Raw genomic sequence first — 23,535 nt, 5'->3', positions numbered from 1 at the left:
CTACCTCGTTTCAGTTATGGAATGTACAGCGCTGGCAGCGGGCGGCCGTCGTGATCGAACAGCGTAAGATTGCTCCAATTGTTCGCGTGGCCGACCGACCACTCCCTCTGCGACGGGATCCAGCACGGCTCCCAATAATAAAACCCGATCCCCCGGCCGGCCGGCGTCCGGCGGATCACGTCCGCGAACGCCTTCATGTACGCCGCCTGCCCCTCCGGCGTGGCCGGATACGCGGCTGGCAATGCCTCATCATTCTCTACGATGAGGGGAAAACCCTCCTTGGCACGGAAAGTCCACGGGTAAGCCGTCTCCACGACGATCAGGTCCCGGCCGTACCGCGCCGCCAGCTCGTCCAGATTACGGCTTAGCTGCTCCAACGGGCCGTGCCACCAAGGATAATAAGACAGACCGATGACGTCATAATCGATTCCTTCCGCTTCCATCCGGTCGAAGAACGACAGGCTCCCTTCCGGATCGCCGCCCCGGTCGATATGCAGCATGATCCGGACGGACTCATCCGTATCCCGTACGGCGCCGATGCCCGCCTTCAGCAGGCCGCACAATCGGGCCCACTGTCCGTCGGCCGCGACAGGATCCCCTTCAGCGCCGATCCTGCCGTCCGGCCACAGCATGCCGTACGTGATTTCGTTCCCGATCTGCACCATGTCCGGCAGCGCGCCTCCCGCCCGCAGCACGGCAAGCACCTCGTACGTGTAGTCGTAAACGGCCTGCTCCAGTTCCCGGCCTTGGAGATCCGTCCATAACGCTGGCTTCCATTGGTTCGCCGGATCGGCCCAGCGGTCCGAATAATGGAAGTCAAGCAGAAGCTGCATCCCGAGCGCCTTCACCCTTTTGGCCATCAGAAGAGTCCGTTCCAGATTGCAATACGTTCCGGGCGGGTCGTTCCAGATCCGCAGCCGGATGGAATTGACGCCGCCATCCCGGAGGATGCGCAGCGCATCCCCGCTTTCGGTTGCGTCATGAAACATGCCCCCTCCCTGCTCGATCTCGTCGAGAAAGGATACGTCCATGCCCTTGATCCATGCTGATTCCATGCCCATCCTCCTTATTCTTTAACCGATCCCAAAACCAGGCCTTTAACGAAATATTTCTGCAGAAACGGATAGACGAGCAGCACCGGCAGCGCTCCGATGAAAATTTGCGCCGCGTTGACCGTCTTTTGCGACAGCAGCGCCACTTCCTTCGGATCGATGCTCATCGAGCTCATGTCCTTCTGCACAATGACCGTCTGCAGAAAGGTAGCCAGCGGAAACGACTTGGAATTGTTCAGGTACAACAGCCCGTCGAACCAGGAATTCCAATGAAACACCATGCTGAACAAAGCCAGCGTCGCGATGGACGGAAGCGAAACCGGAAGGTAAATCGCAAAAAGCGTACGAAAATGTCCGGCCCCGTCGATAAAGGCAGCTTCCTCCAGCTCCTTCGGGATGCCCCGGAAAAAGTTGAGCAGCAAAATCGTCAGATAAACGTTGACCGCTCCCGGCAGCACCAGCACCCAAAAGGAATTGATCAGATGAAGCTTTTGGATGACGATATAAAAAGGCACCAGCCCCCCGCTGAAAATCATCGTGAACACGAAGATCCACGAATAAGCGGTCCTCGCCTTAAACACGCGCGATTCCTTGGACAGCGGATATGCCGCCAGAAAGGCAAGCAGCAGCGTCAAGCCGGTCCCGATGACCGTCCGTTTGACGGACACCCAAATGGAATGCAAAAAGATCGGGTTATCGATCGTTTTTTTATAGGCTTCGGTCGAAAATTGAACCGGCCAAAGGCCGACCAGGTTGGCGTCCGCCGCCGACTTGGCGCTGAACGAAACCGCCAGCACATGCAGCAGCGGAATGATGCACGCGAGCGACAGGAACAGCAGCAGGATCGTGTTGAAAATGGTAAACAAGCGGTATGAAGCGGTTTTATGATACATGCGTTTATGTCCCCCTCTTAGAAAATCCGGTAGTTCGCCAGCTTATACGCCAATCGGTACGAGATCAGGATCAGCACCATCGAAATGACGGACTTGAACAATCCGATCGCCGTTCCGAGCCCCATTTCCCCGTTCAATATCGCCGTGCGGTACACGAAGGTGTCGATGATGTCCCCTTTTTGGTACACAAGCGGGTTGTACAGGTTGAAAATCTGGTCGAAGCCCGCATTCAAAATGTTGCCGAGGGCCAGCGTGCCGACGACGACCGCGATCGGCAGCATCGACGGGATGGTGATGTGCAGCGTCTGCTTCCAGCGGGACGCGCCGTCCACTTCGGCAGCCTCATAAAGCGACGGGTTGACGTTCGCCAGCGCCGCCAGAAAGACGATCGTCCCGAAGCCGAATTCCTTCCAAACGTCCGAAGCGATCACGGTAAAGCGGAACCAGTTGTTGTCGCCGAGGAAAAAGATCGGATCCATGCCGAACCAGGAGCTTAAAATCCGGTTCAGGAAGCCGCCGTCCGTGGACAGGAAGTCCAGCAAAATGCCGCCGAGGATGACCCAGGACAAAAAATGCGGCAAATAGACGAGCGTCTGGACGAAACGTTTGAAAAACGCCCTTCTCACCTCGTTGAGCAGCAGCGCAAACGTAAACGGCGCCACCAGGTTCAGGACGATTTTGAGCGCCGAGATGATCAGCGTGTTCCAAATGACCTCGATGCTGTCCTGCCGCGCGAACAAGGTCCGGAAGTTGTCCAGCCCGACCCACTCGGAATGCGCAAATCCGAGCCACGGCTTGAAATTTTGAAAGGCCATGACGATCCCTGCCATCGGCACGTAGCTGAAAATAATGAGAAACACGAGCGCCGGCAGCACCATCGCGTGCAGCGGCCAGTTTCTTTTTAAACGGTTCATGCGCGTTTTCCCCCTCATGATTGCTTATCTCCTTCTAGGTACCGACATTATAGCAAGGGGCCCGAAGCGGCCTGTAGCCCATAAAACCAACATAAATGGCACTATTGCAACCAATTGCGAAAGGGAATCGGCTGCACATCAAAAAGCGGCATGCCATCGCATGCCGCCCGTTTGCCTTTTGCCGGTTATTTGCCCAGCTTGGAATACCAGTCGTTCACTTCATTCGTCATCTGATCGCCGCCAGAGGCTTTCCACTGCTCGACGAACTTGTCGAAGGCCTCTACGCCCTGCTTCCCATAGATGATTTCGTTGAAGGTCTGGTTCTCGATTTTATTGAGGTAATCCAGCTTGGATTTCATGGTGGCCGTCGTCGGGCCGGTGTACATGTTCGGATAAGCGATGCCTTCCTGGGACATCAGCACTTTGGCCGCCGCCGGCGTTTCCAGGCCGTAGTTAAGCTTCACTTCTTTTTCCAGGCGGGTCGTCGCTTCCTTGCCGTCCGCCAGATTCAGGAGCGCCTTTATCTGGGCGTCCGGAATGCGCGCGCCGTCCCGAACGAGCAGGTAGCGCAGGCTGTTGACGTAACCTCCCGGAATTTGGTCGTACCGCAGCGGTTTTCCGCTCGCGTCGAAATCGTAGTCGTAGCCTTTGAACAAGCCGTTTTCGAATACGCCGCCCGGTTTGGAATCGGCCAGATTGTCATACATGTAGTTCTGGTACGTAAAAAACGCTTCCGGATGCTTCATGTCTTTGTTGATCAGCGTCACGCCGTTGGTAAACAGCGTCCCGTGGCGCCCGGCCTTGCCGTCCGGACCGGCGGGCAGAGGAATCGGTTCCCAGACCGCGTTTTTGGCGTTTTTCACCGTGTCGGAAAGCGGCCAGCCGCTCATCCAGTAAGGCCCCGGAATGATCCCCGCCTTGCCCGCCACCGCCGGTTCCGAGGTTTTGTTTTCGTCCCAAAGCGCGGCTTCCTTCGGGATATACCCTTTATTGAACCATTCGTTCAGCTTCTGCAGTCCCGGCTTCATGGCCGGGTTGATCGAGCCGTACTCCAGCTTGCCGTCCTGGCCTTTGTTCCACTGCTGCGGAATGGTGCCATAGGCGCCGAAAATCCAGGAAGGATCGCCCATCCATGTATTCATCGTCGTCTTGAACCCGATGCTGAGCGGAATGACCTCGTCCGGCTTCAAGCCGTCCGGGTTTTTGTTTTTGAAGGCATCCATCACCTTTTCCAGCTCATCGATCGTTTTCGGAGCCGCCAGGCCGAGCTTGTCGAGCCAGTCCTTCCGGATCCACAGCAAATAATCGTGGTTGTACGCATAATCCAGCACCGGAATGCCCATTTTTTGGCCGTCGCGGATGTACGGGTTCCACACGTTCGGATCCTGCTCCATCGCTTTCTTCCAAGTATCCGATGCATACTTGTCGAACAGCGATCCCACCTCCCGGAACATGCCCGAATCGATCAGGTCCTGCGCCAGCTGCGCGTCGCCGATCGTCACCACGTCCGGCATTTCCTGGCCGGAGGACATCGCGAGGCGAAGTTTGGTCGCAAAAGCGTTGTTCGTGTCGGTCACGGACCAAAGCGATTTGATGTCGATCCCAAGCGTATCCTTGGCCCATTTGGTGGCGACGTTGTTTTCGATCGTCTCCCCGTTCTTGAATTTCAGCTCCGGATCCACGCCCCAAACGGTGGTGATGGTGACCGGCGGATCGTATTTTTCTTTATAAGCGTTTTCGCTTCCGGATGCGGCCGGCGGATTTTGCGCCGAGTCGGCAGCCTCTCCGCCCTTGGAACCCGAACATCCGGCGAACAGCGCGCTGACCAGCACGAGGCTGGAAGCCAGCATCCATGCTTTTTTCGTATAAGCCTTCATGTCGCTCCCCCTTTATAGATCTTGCTACATGTTTCATTATAGAGGCGTCCGATTTTCCGTCCCATGTCATTCTTCGAACATTTCTGCACCTTTTGCAACCAGTTACTGATCCCTGAACTCGTTCGGATTGAGGCCGTAATGCTTTTTGAACATTTTGCTGAAATATTGCGGATTTTGGTAACCGAGCTCGGCGGTGATCTCGTATATCTTTTTGTTCGTTTTTTTCAACAGGTAAAGCGCCCGTTCCATGCGCATGCGGATAATGTAGTCCCCCAGGCTTTCGCCTGTTTCCGCTTTGTAGATTTTGGACAAATAAACCGGGTGCAAAAAGACCTTGTCCGCAATCGTCTTGACGGACGTGTCCTGTCCCAAATCCCTGGAGACCAGCTCCTGCACCTGATGAATGATATAGCTCCTCGTATACCGGTCGCTCGCCGACAGCTCCGTCCGCAGCTTCGCCAGCATGGCTTCGGCCCATCCTTTCAGCTTATCGAGCGATAGAACCATGCTGGGGTCATGCATCAGGTCAAAGCCCGACTGGTCGATCTGGTACGCAAACTGCCCCTGCTTGTGGGCTATGTACATAAACGCATTGGTCATCAGGAGGTACACCTCGTACAGGTGCTCCCGGGTGTAGTTCGTGTTTCGCAGATCCTTAAACACTTCGTCCACCTTGCTGCGCGCCGCGTCCCATTGCTTCGATTCAAGCAGATGGATGAGCGTCGGCGGCTTATACAGCGACTCGATGGATTGGACCGGCCGGGCATGCCCGGCCTGCAAATCCTCCAAATACATGATGGCCCCCGCTCCGTCGCACCCGGACATCATGATGCTTCCAAGCCCCGACCGGTAAGCCTGGGCCACCCCGTGCGGGAACCGGAACCAGTCCGAAATGACCATTCGGATGTCGCCCTTCAAATAACGGCTAACCTGCTCGCGGAAGCTTTCGGCCCGCTCGTGCAGCCGCCGTCTCCGCAGCGATTCGAAGTCCGGCGACCGCTCGATGCGATGCCGGAAGGAAGGCTGGGGCGACGCCAGCATGACGAGTCCGTCATGCGGGGCTTTGCAGATCCAAATCGCAAAGGAATCGGCAAACACCTCTTCCGCGATGTTGCCGACCGCATACTCCATCAAGGACATGGAATGATGATCGTAGTGCGCGAACTGCCCGCCAAGCTGCATCAGCAGCAGCACGGCGGGCTCGTCCACCGTCATCCCGATGTCGTATTGGGCCAGCTTGTCCGCCAAGGTTCGCTCCGACCAGGTTCGTCCTAATACCAGATCATGCATCAGGCTCGTTTTCAGCACGGGGGAACCCGATTTGACCGCGTAGGCCAGCTTATGGTATCTTTCGGCGGCCTCCCATTCGTCCTTCAAAGCTTCGATCACGTTCGTAAGGCTGCGGATAAACTCCTCGTCGTCGACCGGCTTGAGGATATAGTCAAACGCCTGCAGCTGCAGCGCCTTTTTTGCATATTCAAAATCCGAGTACCCCGTCAGCACCATGCAGCGGATATGCGGCCATTCCCGCTCAATCCGTTCGATCAGCTCCAGGCCGTCGATCTCGGGCATGCGGATATCCGTCACGACGATATCGATGGATTGCTCGCGCAGAACCGCCAGGGCCGCCTCCGCGGAATCGGCCCGATACACCTTCTCGACGCCGAGATCGTTCCAAGGAATCGTGGCTTCAATACTTTCGGTGACGTAGGATTCGTCGTCCACCAGCAAAATTTCGATCATGCATGTCCTCCCCTTTGCGTAACTGTCCGTTTCGTTTCCTGCCCGGCCGGCCAGTACAGCTCAGCCCTCACTCCGCCCAGCGCGGACGGCATAAACCTGAGGCCCGCGTCCTCGCCGTAGCGGATCAGCATGCGCTGCCGCACGTTCCAAAGACCGCAGCCCGTCTCTTCGTTCATCGGCCGGGACAAGGAGCGGCGCAGCTCCTCCAATTCCGGGCCGGTCATGCCTTTGCCCCCGTCCTCGACCCATATCCGGATTTCGGTTGCTCCGATTTCGCCTACGATCCGGACGCATCCCCCGCCGGACCGGGGTTCGATGCCGTGAAGCACTGCGTTTTCCACGAGCGGCTGAACCACCAGCAAAGGCACTTCCCACCGCTGCATCGCTTCCGGTACGTCGATGGAAAATTCAAGCTGCGGCTTGCGCATCTTCTGAATCTCCAAATAATTGCGCACGAATGCCAGTTCCTCCGCAAGCGGCACGACGTCCCGCTCCTGCCGGGTGGTGTACCGGTAATAACTCGACAGGTTTTGGGACATCGCCACGACCGCCTTCATGTTCCCCAGCTTCGCCATGCTTGAGATGAAGGAAAAGCAGTTATAGAAAAAATGCGGGTTGATCTGCGACTGCAGCTGCTTCAGCCTCGCTTCCCTGGCATGAATCCGTTCCATATACACGTTTTCGAACAGCTCCTGGATTTGCTCCACCATGGAATTAAAGCGCCCGAACACGAAACCGAACTCGTTGTTCCCTTTGGCCTGCAAACGGATGGAGTAGTCCTCGTGCTGAAGCTTTTTAAAGGCGACGACCAGCTTTTTCACCGGAACCTGTACCTGGGCGTACAGCATGTATGCCGCCAGACACCCCAAAAGAAGCGTGAGGCCTACCGAAAAATAGAACAAGCGGTTCGACTGTTCAATCGGCGCCACGATCTCCTTCAGCGGCATATAGTCGACAAGATACCAGCCCGTCGTGGCCGAAGCAGCCACATTGACCAGGTAGGTCTGCCCGTCGAGCTCGAGCGTGCGGTTCTCCTCGGCCTGGAGCGTTTCCTTCTGCAGCTGGCGCAAAATCCGTTCCGTCAGCGGCTTGTCCGCAGACCGGTTGTAAATGACGCCCAGACCCGGCTTGTAGTATACGGGATCCCTGCGCCCGTCGCTTTTGAATTTGTCGAGCATATCCTGGATGTTGCCGCTTTCGAACTGAAGCTCAATGATCAGGTTCGCGTCCTCCGGATGACTGAACGAGGAGTAGGGATAAGCCGTAAACAACGAAAACACGTAATACGCCTCGTCTCCCTGCCCCATTTTTTTCACCTGCCAGCCGGGCTTCATCCGCTTCTTGAGATCGTCGTTGTCATAGTGGTCCACATCGTTGTCGGATACCACCCTGCCAAGCGACGGGGAAAATATGTAAAGCTTCGTTTTCCAGTTGGAGGAGCTTTCCTGGATGTTGAGCTTGGTCTGGATTCGTTTCACCACGTTAATGATATCGAGGTTAAAATATTCGCTGCTTAAAAAAATGTCTTTGAACCCGAAAATGTCGGGATCCTGGATCAGCAGGTTCGGCCACAGCGAAAACAGGTCGATGTTCGTATTGACCTGCGACTGAAAAAAACTCAATTGGTTTGCGTTCGATTGGTTGAGCTCCGTTCCCAGCACTTCCGTGCTCGTACGGTTGGAGTAATAGTAAAGCCCTACGATCGGGACGAGCATCATGACGAGAAGAAGAACCATTTTTCGGAACAACGTATGTCTGGGCACGGGAAATTCACACCTTACGTCCATATTTTATCTGATGAATCGTTTGCCAAGCCTCACGGTGCCAAAAGCAACATCATTATACTGTATGCCGGCGGAATCCAGCAGATCCGTTTCGGCAAAGCCGGGACAGGCTGCAAAAAAACGCGAAAAGGAAGCCGCCGGAAACCGGCAGCTTCGCCATGCCGCGTTGGTTATCGGGGCCGATGCGAGCTCAAGCTGAACGCGCTTTCATATACAAAGTGGCAGCCGACGCATCTTTCTCTCCATTGTAACGGGCAGGCGCGAGGGCGAAAAGGGATGCCCCTGCAACATTTCTGCACTTTTCGCAACCCCTTGGCATGTCTCCGGCATCCGCCCAAAGACCTTCCGCAAAACGGCAAGCGCATTCAGGCCGTACGCGGACCCGGAGATGACCGAACCTAAAAAGACAGGCCGCAGCCGCGGCCTGTCCCTGCTGTTCACTTCCCGATATCGCTCAAATGCCCGGAATCGGACTGCGCTTGTGCGCGGTTCGTTTATAAAAGCTTTCAAGGCGCTTTTGCGCCTCCGGGCTGATTTCCTTGCCTTCGAGGTAATCGCTGTTTTCCTCATAGGTAATGCCCAGTTCGCCTTCGTCGGTCTGCCCTTCCCACAGCCCGGCGGTCGGAGCCTTGTCCAAAATGGCCTGCGGCACGCCCAAATAACGCGCGAGCCGACGAACCTGGCGTTTGTTCAGCGTGCTGAGCGGGGCAAGGTCCACCGCGCCGTCGCCCCATTTCGTATAAAATCCGGTCACGGCTTCGGAGGCGTGGTCCGTGCCCACCACAAGCAGCTTCAATTCGAACGCCAGGGCATATTGCATCACCATGCGGGTCCGGGCTTTGACGTTGCCTTTTCCCTGCGGGGACAAATGGCGGTACAACCCGATTTGCTTCAGTCCCTGCTCGGCTTCAAGCGCAATCTCGCCGACCGCGTCTTCGATGTTCGTCTCCGCGGTATGCTTCAGGTCAAAAGCCCGGGCCACGGCATAGCTGTGTTCGATGTCCTCCTGCGTCCCGTAAGGCTGGAAAACGCCAAGCGTCATGTATTCCCGGCCGGTTTCCGCCGACAGCTCGTCGGTCGCCTGTTTGCACAATCCCGCGGCCACGGCACTGTCGATTCCGCCGCTGATGGCGATTAATAGCCCTGTCGCTCCGGCCTCCTTTACATGCGCTTTCAGAAAGTCCACTCTTTTTCTGACTTCCGTTTCTTCGTCGATCACGGGTTTAACGCCTAATGCTGCAATGATTTCTTCCTGCAGACTCATCGCCGGCCACCTCTTTTCCTAGTGTCATGGACGCCCGCGCGTAACGAACCGGCATGTGTTCCATGTACCGCGAAACGCCCGCATCAAAACACGAAAGCCCCGACATCGGCTGACGCCGAAAATCCGGGGCAAATCCGAACGCGGAACCGGTTAACGGCACACGCGGTCAAAGGCTTCGATCAAATCTTCCGCGATTTCTTGGGCGGAACGGTCTTCGATCTGGTGGCGCTCGATGAAATGAACGAGCTCTCCATCCTTCAACAGAGCGATGGAAGGCGAAGACGGCGGATACGGAGCGAAATATTCCCTTGCTTTGGCCGTTGCTTCTTTATCCTGTCCGGCAAATACGGTGTACAGATTGTCAGGCACCAATTCGTTTTGCAGCGCCAGGGCTACGCCCGGACGGCATTGGCCTGCTGCGCATCCGCATACCGAGTTGACGACCACCAGCGTCGTGCCGGGCGCATCCTGCAAATGGGTTTCCACTTCTTCCGGCGTTCTGAGCTCTTTAATGCCTAAGCTGGTCAGCTCGTCTCTCATCGGTTGAATCATATCTCTCATATATCTGTCAAAAGACATCGACATTTCTTTCATCACTCCTCGATCCGCAAAATATCAGACTGCATTCAATACTATTATACCTTCCCAAGGTTCGAAATCAAGATAAAGCCCCGCGCCGGACGTCCGGACCCTGCTGCCGTCAGGATTCGTGAAGCGGCAGGGAAATGATGAACGTCGTCCCTTTCCCCTCTTCCGATTCCACGTCGGTTTTGCCCCCGTGGCGCTCCACGATGCTCAGGCAAAGGGCAAGACCCAGCCCCGTGCCTTTGGCCTTCGTCGTAAAAAACGGCTCGAAGAGCCGCTCCAGCCGGCTTTCGGACATGCCGACGCCGGTATCCCTGACGATCAGCTCCACCATGTTGTCGCTTTCCCTGAACCGGGTTTGGATGGTCAGCTTCCCTTTTTCCTCCATCGCCTCCATCCCGTTGCGCGCCAGGTTCAGCAGCACCTGCTTGATTTCCTTGGCGTTCAGGTGGAGCTTCGGCACCCGTTCGTCCAGCAGAAGCTCGATCGTCTGGCCGCGGAGGTTCGCGTCCGCCCACAGCAGCGGGCTGAGATCGTTGATGATCTGATGAAGATGCCACTGCTCCTTTTCGGATATCCGGTTTTGGGCAAGGGATAAAAAATCGTTGATGATGCCGTTGGCCCGGTCCAGCTCCTCCATCACGATCCGATAGTAATGGTCCAGCGAATCGGGGCTTTTTTCCTTCATCAGCTGCAAAAAACCGCGCACCACCGCCATCGGGTTCCGGATTTCATGCGTAATGCTGGCCGCCATCTGCCCGACCAGGCTCAGCCGTTCCACATTGACCAATTCGGTCCGCAGCCTCTCCAGCTCCGTAATATCCTGGATGACCAGCACGGCCCCGAGGATTTCGCCGGTATAGCTGTTCGTCAGCGGCGAAGTGCTCGTATAGTGGATTTGCGAGCCGATCCGGATCAGTTCGTTGTCCATCTTGACGCCGTTCAAAGCCTGGGCGATTCGGCGGTTGATGTAGTCCTCTTCGACCATGTCGACGAATACGCTGAGCGGCTGTCCCAAAACGTCGGTTTTGGTCAGCTCGGGCGAGCGGTTTTTGAACAATCCCATCATCATTTCGTTGACGCTGGTAATGCGCCCTTCGGTATCGACCGACACCATGCACAGCGGCGCCACATCCATTACCTGCTGGAGTTTTTCCTCTTCGCGGAGGTATTTTTCGGAGATGCCTTTGACTTGCTCGGTCAAAAGCAGCTTCTCCAGCGCAAATTCGATCATGTAGATCAAGGCCCCGCCGGCGAACACGGTGATCAAAATATAAAACAAAAGCATGAGAATCGGACCGGCATCGGAAAAATCCAGGTTCGGATCTTCAATGATCGGGGACGACGTAAACAGAAGCATTGCGGGCAAGAGGCAAACCCACAGCTTATTGATTTTGTCGGTCAGGGTATCCGTCCGGAATCTCGGCGACATCCAAACCAGAAGCGGATAAAACAATAACCCCGTATGTAGGAACAGGCTTGATAGCGACCAGCTTTCATTCGACAAATAATCGCATAGCAGGTACAACCCGGCCAAGGGAAGTCCGCTTTTGTAGCCTCCGTACAGCATGCCGATAAACAGCGGTAAAATGCCCAGATTCAAAGGGATCAGATGAAACAACGAGGAAGAGAAAAAAGAACACATTAAAATGCTCAGGGCGCTGGATATAATGATAACGACTTCAAAACCGGAAGCCCGCAATTTTTTGTTCCGGCTGATCAGCCGGACGTATTTGTCCAGGCTCAGCGGAAACAAAAACGCGAAGGAACCTGCCATGAGCACCTGTGTTATAATATTTTTCAGCGCATCGATAATCGCAATCCATCCTCCCTTCGGGGTGGCAAATACCCATTCGTCGCTTGGACCGGGCATCCTTCTGCTCCACCATTCAATGAAATGGCGACAAAGTTTATTGGTTTAATAAAGTATAAATCAGAATTTTGCGAAAATCATGATGTTTTATTATAGAGGAAACAACTAAATTCGTGCTTTTTTGGAAGATGGATGGTACTTTCGAAAGTAATATACATGTAGATTAAATCACAGCCTACACTATATTACAATATACCCTGAAATATCCTGCGGGGCATGATGAAAACCATCGATTCGTCACGTTTGGAGTCAAAAGGAGAGAATAAATTGAAGTCTTACGATGTCATTGTTATCGGAGGCGGGTCGGCCGGGTTGATGGCCTCCGTCGCGGCGGCAAGGTTCGGCGCATCCGTGCTGCTGCTCGACAAGGGCGCCAAGCTTGGGCGCAAACTGGGCATTTCCGGGGGCGGTCGCTGCAATGTGACCAACGCCAAGGAAACCGAGGATCTGATCGCCCATATCCCGGGCAACGGCCGCTTTCTGTACAGCGCTTTTCAGCATTTCAACAACCGTGATATCATGGCGTTTTTCGAAGGCTTGGGAATCGCCCTGAAGGAAGAAGACAACGGCAGAATGTTCCCGGTGTCCGACAAAGCCGCAAGCGTCGTCAATACGCTGATCGGGGAGGTCCGCCGGCTCGGCGTGGACATCAAAACCGACACTCCCGTATCGGAGGTCCTTTATTCGGAACACCGCGTATCGGGCGTAAAACTCGTTTCGGGGGACATGTTGCGGGGAAACGCGGTCATCGTGGCGACCGGAGGCAAATCGGTGCCGCATACCGGCTCGACCGGCGACGGATATCCGTGGGCGCAGGCCGCGGGGCATACCATCACCGAGCTCTATCCGACGGAGGTTCCCATCGTTTCGCGCGAAAGCTGGATCGCGTCGAAGGAACTGCAGGGATTGTCGCTTCGCGACGTTGAATTATCGGTATGGACGCCGAAAGGAAAAAAAGTGATCGGTCACCGCGGAGACATGATTTTCACCCATTTCGGGCTATCGGGCCCGATTGCGCTGCGGTGCAGCCAGTTCATCCGCCAGGTGAAAAAGAAATTCAAGGTGAGCGAGGTCGACATGGCGGTCGATTTGTTCCCCGACCTGCCTCCCCACGATTTGGACCGCATGCTGCGGGACAAGCTCGGGGCCGAGCCGAAAAAGGCGATCAAAAACGTGCTGAAAGCCCAAATCCCGGAACGCATGCTTCCGCTGCTCATGAACAAGGCCGGCCTTGACGGCGACGCCACGTTCGCCCACCTGCCGAAGCAGCAATGGGCATCCTTCATCGACATCTTGAAAAAGTTTGTCATCCGGGTGACCGGAACCAAATCGATCGAGGAAGCTTTTGTGACCGGCGGAGGGGTGAACCTGAAGGAAATCAATCCGAAAACGATGGAATCCAAGCTGATGCCGGGTCTGTTTTTCTGCGGAGAGATTCTCGACATTCACGGCTATACCGGAGGGTATAACATTACCGCCGCCTTCTCAACCGGTTACACGGCAGGCATGCATGCAGCAGAGGCGGCCCGCTCCGCTTCGTCCGGCCTTTCATAATCCCGCCCCGTTTTCGAGCGATCCGCTTCCCCGATTATCCGGGGCGGCATTCAAAAACCTCCCGCGTTTCATAACGAAACCGCGGGAGGTTTTTTTAGAATCGGAAAACGGGCAGGGCCGCGAAGGCTACATCTTTTTATGAAGAAAAAACATGCGCATGAGATAAGGCACCGCCCAGCCGGCCGCCATGCCCAGCGGAATGAAACCAATGGCCGCCAGCCATGGACTCAAGCTGGAAAACATGACAAGAGCGGAAGCCCATACCGAAAACGGAAGCAGCAGCGTCCGGACGGCCGCGAAGCCGGCCTGCACGCCGTCCGCTTCCGGCCAGGGCAGCAGCGCGATAAAGGGATCTTTCCTGAAAGCGGACCACTGCAGGAACAGCCAGTACGCGATTAAGGCATGCAGGGCCGCAAACGCCACGATCTGCATCTTCACCGGCAGCGTAACGAGCACCATCGTGCTGATTCCGGCAAATCGCAGATAAAGGGAGCGTTGTCCCGGATGGCGCAGCAGCGATTTGACCATCGCCCCGGCGATGCGTTTGGCGGGCTCCCGCGAGCGGAACACATGCCGCGATTTCCGGAATATCCATGTTTTGCTGCGGACCCGGCGCGGTTGATCGACCGACTGGCTGAGCAGCAGCCCCGTCAATCGGGTGCGTCTTGCAAGGTCCTCCTGGACGTCGGCCATGAACGTGCCGCGCAGGCCAAGCCTCGCCCTCAGCAGCAGCAGGCTGAGCAAAGCCAGCCCCAGCGCAACCGCCCAAAGCATGGCGGCCTGCTGGCTAAACATCAGAACAGCCCCCACATAAACGGCGCAAGGCACAACCGCGAACGGAACATAAAGCAGCCATCTCCGCATGCCTTTGGTCTGCACCTTGACCAGATGCCTGGACCACATCAGCACCCATTCGAAAGCGACCGTAAAAGCGAGCAGTCCCCCCGCGTACAAGCCGTCCGCATGAAACCGCCGGACCAGGAACGGCAGCAAAACGAGGAAACAAAGCGACGTTTTTACGGCCGCCGCGGCCATGCTGTACCAACCGCTCCGAAGCATGATGCCCCGCAGCCATTCGCGGCGCTGCACCAAAAACAGCGCATCTCCTTCCCGGACCAGCAGCAGGACGTCCCCCGTCAAGGCGATCAGCAAAAGCGATAACGGCACCATCGGGAACGACAGCATGCCGGCCCATTCCGGCAGCGGCTCCTTCCAAAACCCGTAATAAAACCGGCCGGCAAGCAAAAGCCCCGGGACGAGAATGTACAGCAAGACCGTCCAGTCGTCGACGACGGACCGCAAGGCGGCCGCCGTTTCTTTGAAATGGCTCCGAAGCCGCCGCCGGAACAAACTTGCGGGATTCGGAAACAGATATCCTTCTTTTTCCCTCGTCATCATCGTATAGTCCTTTCTTTCCGAAAAAATGGCCCCCACGGCCCCTCTTCCCGGAAACGAAGCGTTACGTCAGCGAATCGAAGCAGTCGAACAGCGACGCTTCGGGCAGCCCGGCCGTATCGCGGATGTCCGCCAGCGTCCCTTCGGCTACCGTCCTGCCGCCGGCGATCATGACGAATCTGTCGCAGATTCTTTCGGCCGTATCCAGCACATGCGTGGACATCAGCACCGCCGCGCCGCGTGCGCGCTCCTCGTCCAGCAGCCGCAGAAAATCCTTGGTCGCGCGCGGATCCAGCCCGATAAACGGCTCGTCCACGATGTACACGTCCGGTTCGCTCAAAAATCCGAGCATCAGCATCATTTTCTGCTTCATCCCTTTGGAGAAGCCTCCCGGCAGGTCATGTTTGACCTCCTCCATGCCGAATTGGCGCAGCAGCCTTTCCGCTTCCCCGCAAAACCTTTCGTAGTCGAGACCGTAAACGGCCGCGGCCAAATCCATATGCTCCCACAGCGTCAAATCGTCGTGGAACACCGGCTGCTCGGGGATGTAAGCATACCTTCCCGAACCGCCGAAAAACGAAATCCGGCTTTTGGCGTATTTCAGCAGCCCCAGCAGCGTTTTGATCGTCGTGCTTTTGCCGGCCCCGTTCGGGCCGATCAGCCCGAGCAGCTCGCCGGCATACACCCGAAAAGCGATACGGCGGATCTTCGGATGTCCTTCCTCGTATCCCGCTTCCTCTATTTCAACGTCCAGCAGCGGTTGTTCCGCGCTTTCCATGTCCATGCCGTTTCTCTCCTCCCCCAAAAAAAGCAGCTTCCGCACATTCCTCCGCCGCCCCGAAAGACGGCCGCAACGACCTCGCTCCAAACGGAAACTTGGCCGGATCTGCCCTTCCGTACTCCTTGATCCGGACCCTCCTCCGGCTGAAACAGGATTTACCGTAAATTTTAACGTTTCAAAGTTGATGGATTGTGACAAATGACATGTTTTTCGCACAATCCGAAAGGTATGATGTAACTACAATACGGATCAGACTGCGGTTATGTTTCATAAAAATATAAAACAAAAGGCGGGATTGTATCATGATTCACGCACAGGAACGCGATACCGAGTTATCTATGCAGCTGTACCGGGCGTTCGCCAAAAGCTTCAAAAGCGTCAGCGAACATGCCGCGATCGGCGCAAAGTCCGAAGGGTTCCATCCTACTGCCTTTGCCGTCATGGAAATGCTGTACTGCAAAGGAGCGCATCCCATCCAGCAAATCGGCTCCAGCCTCCTCCTTCAAAGCGGCAACGTCACGTATGTCATCGACAAGCTAGAAAAACGCGGATGCATTTACCGCAGACCTTGCTCAAACGACCGCCGCGTCATCTACGTGGAGCTCACGCCGGAAGGCGAAGCGTTGATGCGCGAGCTGTATCCCCGATACGCCGGCCGGATCGACCACGCCTTTAGCGGCCTGAACGGCGAAGAAAAGGCGGAGCTGATCCGCCTGCTTAAGAAGATGGGGATGCAAGCCGAAAAGCTGATGCCCGGAGGGCAAACCTAACCGCATCCGAAAGTGAAGGTTTTTCGGACCCTCGCTGCTTTTGCAACCGCTCCCGCGGTTTTGCGGAACAACCTGAAAACACAAAAAAACACCCCTGGGTTAAAAAACATCTCCCATGGGGTGCCGTGCCTTTTAGTTGGTCATCCGATCTTGACAATCAGGCTTTTTCCGTTTCCGCATCCTCTTCCGGCGATGGCACCGTATTGCGCAGCGCCAGGACGGAAATCAGGCTGATCACCGCAATGACTCCCATCACGATGTACAGCGAATGAAGGCTTCCTTCCAACACATGCTTCAGCTGATTCCATATTTCCTGCGGCATATCGGCGCCGCCTTCCGGCGTCAGCAGCCGGTTCACGTCCTCCTGGCCTACATGCTCGAGACCCGGCTGACTCGCAATCCGGCTGGCCATGCTCAGATTGATAAACGTTCCGAACACGGCAACGCCGACCGTCTGTCCCAAGGAACGGACGAACGTGTTCAGCGCAGTCGAAGCGCCGCGCAGCGAATATCCGACCGAGGATTGGGCGATGATCGTAAACACGGTGGTCGAGTAACCGAAACCCAAACCATAGATGAAGGTAAAAATCAGCAGCACATAATGCGGGGTTTGTCCGTTCATCCAAGCCAGTCCCGCTGCGCCGATCACGATGCCGGCAAGGCCGATGGCGCTCGTTTTGCGCGAGCCTGCCGTCAGGATCAGCCGGCTTCCGAACACCGAGCCGAACAGCCAGCCGATCGACATCGGAGCCATCGTCAGCCCCGACAGCGTCGCGTTTTTGCCCATGACGCCCTGGATCCAAAGCGGAGTATAGGTGGTTAACCCGATCAGGAGCGCGCTGGTCAAAATGCTGGCCACCGTGGACACCGAAATGTCGCGGATGCGGAACAGCTTGAGGGGCAGCATCGGTTCGGCCGCGCGGTTTTCAATCCAAACGAAGGCGACAAGAAGCACGGCCGCCAAAACAAAACATCCGATGAGCAGCGGCGAGCTCCAGCTGAAATATTGCCCGCCCGTTGCGAGCGCAAACAACAACGCGGTCATGCCGACCGTAAATGCCGCCGCGCCGGCCACGTCGACGGACACCTTCTCCCGCTTGTCCCGGCTTTCATGGAAATAACGGGCGATAAGCCACATGGAAACGATGCCGAACGGAACGTTAAAGCCGAATATCCAGCGCCAGTTCAAATAGTCGACGAAATAGCCGCCGACAAGCGGGCCGATCAGCGAGGAAATGCCCCATACCGAGCTGATCAGCCCTTGGATTTTGGCGCGCTCCTCGATCCGGTACACGTCGCCGATGATGGTGAACGTGACCGGAACGATGGCTCCGGCTCCGATCCCCTGGATCGCCCGGAACAGGATGAGCTGCTCCATGTTTTGCGAAAAGCTGCAAAGCAGCGAACCGAGCACGAACAGCAGCGAGCCGATTTGGAATACCGGCTTGCGTCCGTACAGGTCGCTGACTTTGCCGAAAATCGGCGTCGAAACGGCCATCGTCAGCAGGAAGGCGGTAAAAATCCAGCTGAGGAGCTTCATGCCTCCGAAGCTGCCGATGATCGCCGGGCCTGCCGGACCCGTCACCGTTCCTTCGATCGCCGACAGAAACGTCGATACCAAAATACCGATCAGAATATATTTGCGTTTGGCAAGTTGAACGCCAGCGTTATCAGACATGGGTTTCCTTTCCAGATGACGAGGCAGAAACCGCCGGAAGGGCCTTACGCCGGCCCGAGCCGCCGGAAATCGGCGGCTTGATGCGGAGAAAGCCTGAGCATAAACGAGGCTTCCCTCTCCGCCAAATCGGGATCATGCGTGATCATCAGCACGGCCGCGCCGGCCGCCGTTTTCTCCCGGCATAACCTGAGCACCCGTTCGGCGGCCCCAAAGTCGATCCCGGACGTCGGTTCGTCCAAAATGTACAACGCCTTGGGATGGACGAATTGGCCGATGATGCTGAGCAGCTTTTTTTCCCCTTGGCTCAGCATGTAAGGGGAGGCGCCGCGTTTTCCTTCCAATCCCGCGGTCCTAAGCAGCGCTTCGGCCGTTTCACGCTGAGCGGCGGTCGGCTCGGACGGTTCGCCTTTTGTCCGGCCAAGTCCGTACACCAGCTCGTCCCATACCGTATGGGCGACAAACTGATGCTCCGGCTGCTGAAAAACGTAGCCGATCCGGGTCGCCCGCTGCGACACGCGCCATGCAGCGACATCTTCGCCTTCCCAGTACACCGAGCCCGGCGGCACCGGCAGCAGTCCCATCAGCAGGCGCGTCAACGTCGTCTTGCCGGAACCGTTCTCCCCGGTGACGATGCCCCATTCCCCCGGCTTCATGACGAAGCTGGTCTCATGAAGCGCCGGGGCTGCGGCGCCGGCATAGGCGTAGCTCAGCCGGTCGATCTGGAGCAGGCTGCCGGAGCCCGCGGCAGCCCCGGGCGGCGCCGCGCTGCGAGGCGCCGCGCCCCGCGGGTCCGGGCCGATGGCCGGACCCGCCTGCGTCGCTGCCCCCTCCCAAGGGGGCAGCAGCCCGAGCTGCGCGAGCCGCTCCCGGCTCTCGCGCAGCAGCTGCCGCGGCGGCCCGTCCAGCACGACGCGGCCGCCGTCCAGGACGATGACGCGCCCTGCGGAGCGCGCGGCATCGTCGAAGCGGCCGGACGCGGTCACGAGCGTCCGGCCTTCCGCGTGCAGCTTGCGGCAAAGCTGCACGAACTGCTTCTGCGCCGCGGGATCCAGGCTGGCCCCGGCGTCGTCGAACACGACGATGCGGGGGCGCAGGGCAAGCACCGCGGCGATGGCCGTGCGCTGGCGCTGTCCCCCGGACAGCTCGCGCACCGGCGAGTGGCGGCGTTCCGACAGCTCCACCGCCGCCAGCGCCTCCTCTACCCGCCGCTCGATTTCCAGCGGCGGCACCCGCAGATTCTCCGGGCCGAAGGCGGCTTCATCCCCGGGCGTCCCCTGGACCAGCTGCGCGTCCGGGTCCTGGAACACGATGCCGCACAGCTGCGCGACGTCGGCGATGGCCGCTTCGGCCGGGTCCAGCCCGGCCAGCTCCAGCCGCCCTTTTCTCGTGCCCCCGCCGCTTCGCGGCAAATATCCGCTCAGCAGCTGGCACAGCGTGGACTTGCCGCTGCCGCCGGGTCCGACGACCGCCGTCCATTCCCCTTCCGGAATCGACAGGGTCACCTCCCGCAGCGCGGGTTCCCGCTCGTCATCATAATAGTAGGTTAGATTCGAACAATTAATGGATATCGGGCGCATGCTCGGCTCTCTTCCCTCCGATGGCAAACCGCCGCAGAAGTCCGCTGCGCTGAAGCATGTCCCCAAGCATTTTGGTCAATAAACCGCAAAGCACGATACCGCTTATAAGACGCATCACGAGCGTCAGCGCCAGCACCTGCCAGCTCCACGCCGTGTAACCGAACATATTGGCTGCGCATACGAACCACAAAGGAACCATCGCTCCGCCGGCAAGCATCATCATGCCCGTCCCCCAGCGTTTGTAGCGCGAAAGCGCAAAAACGGCTTCCGCCGCCACCATGTAGCAAAGCGCCGCCACGATCGCGGACGCGATGCCGTAAGTCGTTCCCACAAAGCACTGGATGGCTCCGCCGATGCCGTAGGTTATGGCAGCCGTGCCCGGCTTGCGGATAATATAATACGCGAGCAGGCCGTAAACCATGTACACCCCGACGATGGTCGATGTCGCTACAGGGCCGCCCAGGCTGTTCAGCATTTTATTGATATAAGACAAATAAAAGGTCAATACAGCATTGGCTGTAGCCAGCATGGCCATGAGCACGATATCCAATGTGGTAAAAGAAAGGCGGTTTCTCTTTGATTTTGATGAGGTTTCCATTCCGTGTCAACTCCTAATCTAAAAATGGCTTTACCTTGTTATTTTGCCTTGTCCGCCCGTTAACGTCAACCACAATTTTCGTCAAAGGTTAACAATGTGAATAAACCACCATAAAAACGCAGTAAGCGCGACCGCCGTCCCCGCCAGGACGATCCCCCGTCCGAGCGGCATGCTTTCCCGGACAAACGTCCGGTCGGGATATGCCCCGAAGCCTTTGGCCTCCATCGCCCCGGCCGTCTGCTGAATCCGCCGCAGCGCGTTGTGCATGACCGCCGAAATAAACGTCAGCCACCAGCGCAGCCGCCCCCGAAGGCCTTCCGGCGCTCCCCCGCCCCTGACTTGATGGGCTGCGGAAATGCTTCTTCCTTCCTCCTGCAGCAGAGGCAAAAAGGTTAGCGCCATCGATAATCCGAACGCAAACCGGTACGGAATCCGCAGCCGCGTCGTCAACGATACCACCATGTCGCGCGGATCGGTCGTAAACATGAAGACGTATGACGACAGAAAGACGGTAAACATGCGCACCGTAACCGATCCTGCCGAATCCAAAGCCTCCGTTGTGAGCCCAAGCGGCCCAAACTGTATAAACACATGTTCTCCCGCAGCCGTAAGCAGCGTCACGATAAAATACGGAACCGCGAAACCCAGCAGGATCGCCAGCGCTTTCGCCTGCTTCTTCCATGGCATGCCTCCCGCCCATCTCGCCAATGCGAACACGGCAGCAAGCAGCAGCGCTTGTCCGAGCGAAGAGTGAAACCTCATCGTCAGCAGCGCGATGCAGAACAGCAGCACCAGCTTGCCTAGCGGATCGGTACGGTGCAGCAGCGACGGTTGTTTATGAAATGCGATCATCTTGTTTGTCCCCCCGATTTCCCCTTGATGCCGGTCCTGTCCGGAACTTCTCCCAATCCCGGCGCAGCATGGCATGCATATCGGCATCGACGAAGCCCTGGTCCGTATGGCGATACTGGCGGAGCCGCCCCTCCAGCGTAAATCCGAGGGCGCGGAACAGCCGCCCGGCACGGTCATTGCGGGGATCGGTCAGCGCTTCGAGCCGGTTCAGGCCCATCTCCTCCATAGCATAATCGATGACAAGGCCGATCGCCTCCCGCATGTAACCCCCGCCCCAAAAAGGCCGGGACAGCTCGCAGCCGATTTCTCCGCGGTAGGCTCCTTCAAGCTGCCACCAGTTCAACCCGCAGCTGCCGATGATGCTGCCGTCCGGCGCCTGAATCCCCCACCGCAAGCTGTCGTCCGTCAAGGCCAGGCGGTTGAGGAGGCCGATCAGTTCCGCCGCCGCCGCGGCGTCCGGCATGCGGGGAAGATCCGCAAAACGCCTGACTTCCGGATCGGACCAGCATTCGAACATCGCCTGCGCGTCCCGCGCGGCAAGGCGGCGCAACACGACCCGTTCCCCCTCCAGCTCAGGGATGTTTCCTTCGCAGCTGTATGGCACGGCATTTCCTCCTTACACGCAAAATATCACCATCCACTGTACACCTTGAGCCCCATATCGATCAAGATGCCTTATTGCGGCAAGCGAGCCCCAACCATTCGAACCCCATCGATCGGGCGCAAAATTCCAAGCCGTCGTTCCATCCTTGCAAGGCCGATTAATACCCGCCTCCCATGACGGCATGCCCGCATTCTCCGCACGCAAAAAGCGCTTGCCCCTTCCGGATCTCCGGTTTCGGGCAAGCGCTTTTGACGGATGCTTATGCTTCTTGCATTTCCTCCTTGGGCTCGCGTCCAGCCAGCAGCAGCAGGACGATCAGGATAAATGCGATCAATGCCAGGAGCGGAATCGTGATGAATCCGAACCAGTTCAGGTAATCGAAATTGCACGGTATCCCGACGGTGCACGGAAGGGCTTTGGCCAGCGCAGGGATTTTCTGCTCCAGGTAATGGTAGATGGAGATGCAGCCCCCGATGATGCTGAGCGTCATGGCATAGGGAATGATTTTGCGGTCGTTCTTGTAGCTTGCGATCCCGAGCAGAATGACCTCCGGATACATGAAAATCCGCTGGAACCAGCACAGCTTGCATGGCTCGTAATGCATGATTTCGCTTAAGTACAAGCTTCCGCCGGCAGCCACGATGGATACAATCCACGCCATGTACAGGGCATACGGGCGAATAGACGCCAAGAAACGATTGCCTCCCATCGCTCTAACTCCTTTTTCTTCAAAGATTCGTCATTCTTTATTTTGTTCGGCCAGCTTTTTCTCGATAAACGGCTTCAGCACCGGATAGTTCATGGAAGCTTTTTCGGTCGCTTTTTCCCCGTTGACGAACACGGTCGGCGTGCTCATGACGTTGAGCTTCCGCGCCAAGGCGTTTTGGCTGTCGATTTCTTCTTGGTACGTTTTTTCGTCGATATCTTTGCGCAGTTGGTCATAATCGACCTTAATGTTCTCCGTGCGCGCGAGGTTCACGAGGAAATCCGGCGTGGCCCATTCGGTGGCCTCGTCCCCTTGGTTTCTGTAAATCGCCTCGTAATACTTCCAAAATTCATCCTTGTTCTGATGGAACACCGACTGGGCGGCCAAAGCGGCGGTATTGGAATCCCCTTTTGGACTGATGATCAGATAATTGCTGAAATACAAGGCGGCTTTGCCCGTGTCGATGAAATCCTTCTTCAGTTGAGGCGAAATCTCTTGCGTGAAGTATTGGCAGCTTGGACACTTGTAGTCGCCCATCTCCACGATTTTGACCGGCGCATCCGGATTGCCGAGCACCGGGAGCGAGCTGTAGTCAAAATCCCCCTTTTGGGACGACGGTCGGATGGCCAGCAGCAGCACCACCAAAACGACGATGCAGGCCCCCGTGATCCACATCACCCGTTTCATCCGCTTTTCCTGCTGTTCCCTCTGGGCTTTTTTCTGGGCGATTTTATTCACCGGATTTTTTTTTGCTTTCATAAATTGCCGACCCTCTCCTCTCTTCGAACTTCAGTTCGAGGCGCCTTGGCATGATTTTTTGTTTTCTTCCATAAATAGCCGCAAGAAAGCGCTACTTGTCCACTTTATTTTAGCATCTTGATCTTTGAAAGGCTATATCGGAGAGAAAGGATCTCACGATTTCAGACAACCATTTCCCCAATTCGTCAGAATTTCTCCAAAAGTTGGTAGCCGCATGTCGCATCATGCGGTTAAATTTGGTTATAGATGCATATACTAAACCTTGCCTATGAATAA

Annotated in this window: 20 protein-coding genes; 2 read left to right on the top strand and 18 right to left on the bottom strand. The window is 56.8% G+C overall.

What is annotated here, in order from left to right; all coding sequences use genetic code 11:
• Positions 1 to 14: 14 nt before the first annotated feature.
• From KI367_RS12630 to KI367_RS12590, 9 genes are all read right to left on the bottom strand, one after another.
• Positions 15 to 1,055, bottom strand: a complete 1,041-nt coding sequence (locus KI367_RS12630) for a glycoside hydrolase family 53 protein (RefSeq protein ID WP_246536882.1) — start codon at positions 1,053 to 1,055, stop codon at positions 15 to 17.
• An 11-nt stretch (positions 1,056 to 1,066) separates the two neighbouring features.
• Complete coding sequence (locus KI367_RS12625; protein WP_036707412.1) at positions 1,067 to 1,945, bottom strand: carbohydrate ABC transporter permease; 879 nt, start codon at positions 1,943 to 1,945, stop codon at positions 1,067 to 1,069.
• A gap of 17 nt (positions 1,946 to 1,962) precedes the next feature.
• Complete coding sequence (locus KI367_RS12620; RefSeq protein WP_212950040.1) at positions 1,963 to 2,859, bottom strand: ABC transporter permease; 897 nt, start codon at positions 2,857 to 2,859, stop codon at positions 1,963 to 1,965.
• Between the two features lie 185 nt (positions 2,860 to 3,044).
• A complete protein-coding gene (locus KI367_RS12615) occupies positions 3,045 to 4,709 on the bottom strand; it encodes an extracellular solute-binding protein (protein WP_373316230.1) in 1,665 nt (554 codons plus the stop codon).
• A 129-nt stretch (positions 4,710 to 4,838) separates the two neighbouring features.
• Complete coding sequence (locus KI367_RS12610; protein ID WP_212950036.1) at positions 4,839 to 6,479, bottom strand: response regulator; 1,641 nt, start codon at positions 6,477 to 6,479, stop codon at positions 4,839 to 4,841.
• A complete protein-coding gene (locus tag KI367_RS12605) occupies positions 6,476 to 8,242 on the bottom strand; it encodes a sensor histidine kinase (RefSeq protein ID WP_212950034.1) in 1,767 nt (588 codons plus the stop codon). The genes KI367_RS12610 and KI367_RS12605 overlap by 4 nt, the downstream gene beginning before the upstream one ends.
• Before the next feature lie 475 nt (positions 8,243 to 8,717).
• Positions 8,718 to 9,527 (bottom strand): NAD(+) synthase, encoded by an 810-nt coding sequence (gene nadE, locus KI367_RS12600; RefSeq protein ID WP_212950032.1) that lies wholly within the window; start codon positions 9,525 to 9,527, stop codon positions 8,718 to 8,720.
• 150 nt (positions 9,528 to 9,677) lie between these two features.
• Entirely contained in the window at positions 9,678 to 10,112 is a 435-nt protein-coding gene (locus KI367_RS12595) for a BrxA/BrxB family bacilliredoxin (RefSeq protein ID WP_036707403.1), read from the bottom strand.
• Between the two features lie 115 nt (positions 10,113 to 10,227).
• On the bottom strand, positions 10,228 to 11,985 hold the full coding sequence (locus KI367_RS12590) for a two-component system sensor histidine kinase NtrB (protein WP_246536881.1): 1,758 nt from the start codon (positions 11,983 to 11,985) through the stop codon (positions 10,228 to 10,230).
• A 267-nt stretch (positions 11,986 to 12,252) separates the two neighbouring features.
• Between KI367_RS12590 and KI367_RS12585 the strand changes: the two genes are divergently transcribed.
• Positions 12,253 to 13,539 (top strand): BaiN/RdsA family NAD(P)/FAD-dependent oxidoreductase, encoded by a 1,287-nt coding sequence (locus tag KI367_RS12585; protein WP_212950030.1) that lies wholly within the window; start codon positions 12,253 to 12,255, stop codon positions 13,537 to 13,539.
• 126 nt (positions 13,540 to 13,665) lie between these two features.
• Here the strand turns inward: KI367_RS12585 and KI367_RS12580 are convergent, their stop codons facing one another.
• Together KI367_RS12580 and KI367_RS12575 are read right to left on the bottom strand one after the other, a co-directional pair.
• Complete coding sequence (locus tag KI367_RS12580; RefSeq protein WP_212950028.1) at positions 13,666 to 14,973, bottom strand: ABC transporter permease; 1,308 nt, start codon at positions 14,971 to 14,973, stop codon at positions 13,666 to 13,668.
• A gap of 25 nt (positions 14,974 to 14,998) precedes the next feature.
• Positions 14,999 to 15,718 (bottom strand): ABC transporter ATP-binding protein, encoded by a 720-nt coding sequence (locus tag KI367_RS12575; protein WP_212950026.1) that lies wholly within the window; start codon positions 15,716 to 15,718, stop codon positions 14,999 to 15,001.
• 299 nt (positions 15,719 to 16,017) lie between these two features.
• Here KI367_RS12575 and KI367_RS12570 point away from each other — a divergent pair, with 299 nt between their 5' ends.
• On the top strand, positions 16,018 to 16,485 hold the full coding sequence (locus tag KI367_RS12570) for a MarR family winged helix-turn-helix transcriptional regulator (RefSeq protein WP_212950024.1): 468 nt from the start codon (positions 16,018 to 16,020) through the stop codon (positions 16,483 to 16,485).
• A gap of 157 nt (positions 16,486 to 16,642) precedes the next feature.
• Here KI367_RS12570 and KI367_RS12565 read toward each other — a convergent pair whose 3' ends face one another.
• The 7 genes from KI367_RS12565 to KI367_RS12535 all read right to left on the bottom strand — a co-directional run bounded on the left by KI367_RS12565 (position 16,643) and on the right by KI367_RS12535 (position 23,259).
• A complete protein-coding gene (locus KI367_RS12565; protein WP_036707395.1) occupies positions 16,643 to 18,163 on the bottom strand; it encodes an MDR family MFS transporter in 1,521 nt (506 codons plus the stop codon).
• Between the two features lie 44 nt (positions 18,164 to 18,207).
• Positions 18,208 to 19,740, bottom strand: a complete 1,533-nt coding sequence (locus KI367_RS12560; protein ID WP_212950022.1) for an ABC transporter ATP-binding protein — start codon at positions 19,738 to 19,740, stop codon at positions 18,208 to 18,210.
• Positions 19,721 to 20,338 (bottom strand): ECF transporter S component, encoded by a 618-nt coding sequence (locus KI367_RS12555; RefSeq protein WP_212950020.1) that lies wholly within the window; start codon positions 20,336 to 20,338, stop codon positions 19,721 to 19,723. Before KI367_RS12555 ends, KI367_RS12560 begins: the two co-directional genes overlap by 20 nt.
• A gap of 81 nt (positions 20,339 to 20,419) precedes the next feature.
• Positions 20,420 to 21,190: an energy-coupling factor transporter transmembrane component T family protein gene (locus KI367_RS12550; RefSeq protein ID WP_036707387.1), complete on the bottom strand. Its 771-nt coding sequence runs from the start codon at positions 21,188 to 21,190 to the stop codon at positions 20,420 to 20,422.
• The gene (locus tag KI367_RS12545; RefSeq protein ID WP_246536880.1) at positions 21,174 to 21,794 is read right to left on the bottom strand and encodes a GNAT family N-acetyltransferase; all 621 of its coding nucleotides are present in this window, start codon (positions 21,792 to 21,794) and stop codon (positions 21,174 to 21,176) included. Before KI367_RS12545 ends, KI367_RS12550 begins: the two co-directional genes overlap by 17 nt.
• Positions 21,795 to 22,053: 259 nt before the next feature.
• Positions 22,054 to 22,503: a disulfide oxidoreductase gene (locus KI367_RS12540; protein ID WP_036707384.1), complete on the bottom strand. Its 450-nt coding sequence runs from the start codon at positions 22,501 to 22,503 to the stop codon at positions 22,054 to 22,056.
• A 30-nt stretch (positions 22,504 to 22,533) separates the two neighbouring features.
• The gene (locus KI367_RS12535) at positions 22,534 to 23,259 is read right to left on the bottom strand and encodes a DsbA family protein (RefSeq protein WP_036707381.1); all 726 of its coding nucleotides are present in this window, start codon (positions 23,257 to 23,259) and stop codon (positions 22,534 to 22,536) included.
• Between the last annotated feature and the right edge of the window lie 276 nt (positions 23,260 to 23,535).

Origin of the sequence: Paenibacillus cookii (assembly GCF_018333375.1) — a bacterium.
GTDB lineage: Bacteria > Bacillota > Bacilli > Paenibacillales > Paenibacillaceae > Paenibacillus_AQ > Paenibacillus_AQ cookii.
The sequence above is the reverse complement of the archived record's forward strand: the minus strand, read 5'-3'. Positions and strand labels throughout refer to the sequence as shown.